This is a genomic window from Pseudorhodobacter sp. (assembly GCF_030452865.1).
Classification (GTDB): Bacteria; Pseudomonadota; Alphaproteobacteria; order Rhodobacterales; family Rhodobacteraceae; genus Pseudorhodobacter.
The window spans coordinates 1-3,273 of record NZ_JAKDLJ010000392.1 but is presented as its reverse complement, the minus strand read 5'-3'; the positions used below and the strand labels follow the sequence as shown (position 1 = coordinate 3,273).

The following is a 3,273-nucleotide window of genomic DNA, read 5'->3' as shown; positions in this document are numbered from 1 at the left end:
CACGTTGCCTTTCAGCGTGTTGATCTCTCCGTTATGGGCCAACATGCGGAACGGCTGCGCCAACCACCATTGCGGGAAAGTGTTGGTGGAATACCGCTGGTGGTAAATCGCAAAGGCGCTCTCGAAACGCGCATCCATCAGGTCGGGATAGAACACCGCGACCTGTTCCGCCAGCATCATGCCCTTGTAGATGATCGACCGGCACGACAGCGAACAGAGGTAAAGCCCCGCAATATGCGCCGCTGCCGCCGCTTTTTCGATCCGGCGGCGGATGATATACAACTCCCGCTCAAACTGTTCGTGGTCGATGTCGCGGTCGCAGCGGATCAGGATCTGCTCAATCTCCGGCCGGGTCGCGTTTGCCTTTTCGCCCAGCACGGCCGTTTCCACCGGCACATGCCGCCAGCCGTAAATATAATGCCCCATGCGCAGGACTTCGGTTTCCACGATGGTCCGGCAACGTTCCTGCGCGCCGAAATCGGTGCGCGGCAAAAACACCTGCCCCACCGCAATCAGCTTGTGATTGTCCGGCTCATGCCCGGTGCGGCGCACCTGATCATAGAAGAACTTGACCGGGATCTGCACATGAATCCCCGCGCCATCGCCCGTCTTGCCATCGGCGTCCACCGCCCCCCGGTGCCAGACCGCCTTCAGCGCGTTGATGCCGTTTTCCACCACTGCCCGGCTGGGCTTGCCCGAGATGGAAACCACCAGACCAACGCCGCAAGACGCATGCTCATCCTCGGCCCGGTAAAGGCTGTGCTGATCCATGTAGGCACGCTTGGCCTCCTCAGCGGCGACCCAGGCGGCATCGTAAACGGGGGCATTTGTCATTGGATCACTCCTTCAAAAAGGCGGTCATGCGGTATCGCGCGGGCGGCGGCGGCAGGATGGTGGCGCGGCATCATGGCTGCACCACCGACAGGAACTCACCCATCATCTGCGCATAAACCTCATTCGGGGTCATCGCCCAGGGGTAGGCTTCTTCGCCCTCATAGGCCGAGCGCCAGGTGTTGTAATTCTCGTCAAACGCCTCCGCGTTCACCTCGAACGGTTCGGCTTCGGTCATCTCACCATCCAGCGCCGCACTTTCCCAGAACGGCGCATGGGTGATGATCGGCATCTCCGGCTCCGCCCCGCGCAGAACGACGCTGACCACCGGTTCCACCGCATTTCCGCCCAGATCGTCGGGCAGATCGACCCGCCCAATCCACATCACCACCGGTTCAAAATCGTCCTGAAAGCAGGTATAGAACCCGCCCATTTCCAACTCAATTTCCATCGCTGTTGCCTTTGGAATAGCTGCTGAGAACGGCATCACACTCAAACACCGGGCGGGTGCTGAAAAACCCCGGCTCGCCCGGAAAGATGAACTCCACCGGGCTGCCATCAATCGGCAGATCACCGGTGCCAAGATCGGTTTGCGACGGCCCGGCGAAAAACAACCGCCATTCGGGGTGAATATACTCATTGCCGTGGGACCGGTTGGTTACGGTGCCGGACGCATCAATTTCGGTATATTCGAACGAGGTTTCCAGCAGCGACACCCCGTCAATCTGGACCGTGCGCCCCGAAAGCCGGTCAAAGCCACGCACCTTGCTGCTTCCGCCATCGTCACGGCTCAGGTTGAAGGCAAAGGTATCGACCCCGTTCAGGAGTTCGGTAAAAGACGCCGGGTCTTCGGCCCCCGGATCAAGCGTCTGGCGCACCGAAGGGTTGAACTCCAGGCTCTCCACCCATTGCGCCTCCGCATCAATGCGGCTGGCAAAGAACAGGCCTTCCTGATCGAAATCCGCGCGCCACTGGTCGCCCGGCGCGTCCTGACTGCATTTGTAGTAATTCGAAACCCGGCAAGCGCGCGCCTGAACCGTCAACCAGCCGGTGCAGCCGGCGGGAGGTGTAAATGCGCCTGCAAACGCCGGGCTCACGCCAAAGAGAGCTCCGCAGCCGATCACAAGCCCGGCAAGCCGGTGTGACACTTGGGTCTGAATAGCGGTCAGAATGGTTTTGCTCACGTCGATTTCCTCACCTTTCGCGCGGCGCTACGGGTTGAGTTGCCAACCCCATGCCACACGCCTGTCATTCTCATTTCACACCCGATGTCGCGCGGGCAGAAATTAACATCCCATTTACCATGAACAGGTCAGCCCCTCTGCCCTGTTCGCTTTTTCTGCCCTCGTCGCGGCGCCCCGGTTTCTGGCGGTTTCCCAGAGAGATCCCAGAGAGTTTCTGGGGTCTTAACACCTCGTTAATAAATCCCTATTCCGCCGCCACCGCCGCACCCTGCGCCATATAGTCGATCATCGCATCCGCCGCGTCACGCCCGTCACGGATAGCCCAGACCACAAGGCTCGCGCCGCGCACGATATCGCCCACGGCATAGACGCCCGGCAGGCTGGTCGCGTGGGTCTGAAAATCGGCGCGAATGGTGCCCCAGCGGGTTACCGTCAACGCCGGTTGCTCCCACAGCATCGGCAGTTCCTCCGGTTCAAACCCAAGCGCCATGATCGCCAAATCGGCAGGTTCCACATAGTCGGCGCCTTCGATCCGTTCCGGCGTCTGCCGGCCCGAGGCGTCAGGCGCGCCAAGCCGCATCTTCTGTACCATGACGCCTTCAACCTCATGCCCACCGGTAAAGCCGATGGGCGCCGAAAGCCAAACAAAATCAACGCCTTCTTCCTCAGCATTCTGCACCTCACGCTGGCTTCCCGGCATGTTCGCCCTGTCGCGGCGATAGAGGCACTTGACCGATTTTGCCCCTTCACGAATTGCGGTGCGGACGCAATCCATCGCAGTATCGCCACCGCCTATGACGACAACCCGCTTGCCCGCCGCATCCAGCGTGCCATTGTCAAATTCCGGCACCTCATCGCCAAAGCTCTTGCGGTTGCTCGCAGTCAGGAATTCCAGTGCCGGAACAATGCCTTTCGCGCCGATCCCCGGCACCTGCAACCCGCGCGCCTTGTAAACGCCGGTTGCGATCAGCACCGCCTCATGCTGGCCGCGAATGGCGTCGAAGCTGAGATCCTGGCCAACGGTGCAATTCAGCACGAATTGCACGCCTGCGTCTTCCAACTGCGCGATGCGCTTGGCAACAACGTCCTTTTCCAGCTTGAAGCTGGGGATGCCATAGGTCATCAGCCCGCCCGCGCGGTCATAGCTGTCGTAAACCGTGACCTGCACCCCGGCCCGGCGCAACACATCTGCCGCCGCCAAGCCGCCCGGACCCGCGCCGATAATCCCCACGCTTTCCGCCCGCTCCCGTGCCGGTCT

Annotated in this window: 3 protein-coding genes and 1 pseudogene; all 4 read right to left on the bottom strand. The window is 61.0% G+C overall.

Features of this window, described 5'->3' with window-relative positions:
* A pseudogene (locus L0H65_RS16920) lies at positions 1 to 834 on the bottom strand (glutamate synthase large subunit); the annotation flags it as partial.
* 70 nt (positions 835 to 904) lie between these two features.
* Positions 905 to 1,282 (bottom strand): hypothetical protein, encoded by a 378-nt coding sequence (locus L0H65_RS16915; protein ID WP_301460399.1) that lies wholly within the window; start codon positions 1,280 to 1,282, stop codon positions 905 to 907.
* The gene (locus L0H65_RS16910; RefSeq protein ID WP_301460398.1) at positions 1,272 to 2,015 is read right to left on the bottom strand and encodes a hypothetical protein; all 744 of its coding nucleotides are present in this window, start codon (positions 2,013 to 2,015) and stop codon (positions 1,272 to 1,274) included. The genes L0H65_RS16915 and L0H65_RS16910 overlap by 11 nt, the downstream gene beginning before the upstream one ends.
* 244 nt (positions 2,016 to 2,259) lie before the next feature.
* Positions 2,260 to 3,273: FAD-dependent oxidoreductase (locus tag L0H65_RS16905; protein WP_301460397.1), on the bottom strand; the 1,014-nt coding region annotated here is incomplete at its 5' end.